Source organism: Alkalibacillus haloalkaliphilus C5 (assembly GCF_000269905.1).
Taxonomy (GTDB): Bacteria; Bacillota; Bacilli; order Bacillales; family Alkalibacillaceae; genus Alkalibacillus; species Alkalibacillus haloalkaliphilus_A.
In genome coordinates this window covers 1-426 of record NZ_AKIF01000297.1, presented here as the reverse complement: position 1 = coordinate 426, position 426 = coordinate 1, and the positions used below count along the sequence as shown (strand labels likewise).

Sequence of the window (426 nt, the reverse complement as noted above, 5' to 3'; positions counted from 1 at the left end):
CTAGATGATGAAACAGTTAAGATAATAGAGGATTTTCAAACATACTATAAGTTAGAAATTACTGGGGAGCCTAATGATGAGCTAGAAAATAAGGTTGATAGTTTAATAAACAGCCCTCTTCAAAATGGTTTCCTTACAGACGAAGCTAAAGTTATAAAAGAAAAACTTGTAGAATTAGGATTTGCAGATTGGGAAAATCCTAATAGATTTTTCGGATCAGAGACAGAGGATGCGGTTAAATACTTTCAAAGTTATTATGGACTAGTTAATCATGGGATTGTAGATACAGTTACAGAAGAAAAAATAGACGAAGTGTTAAATAGCCCAGTGCAGCGTCCAAATCGCAATGAAGAGTCACAAGAAGTAAAGGAACAACTAGTATTCTTGGGATTTGCGGATTGGGACGATCCCAATGATTATTTTGGG

1 protein-coding gene is annotated in these 426 nt (G+C 35.0%); it reads left to right on the top strand.

Annotated features, from left to right (window positions below):
* Positions 1-426, top strand: a 426-nt coding sequence (locus A194_RS19125; protein WP_040403399.1) for a peptidoglycan-binding domain-containing protein, incomplete at both ends; no start/stop codon positions are given.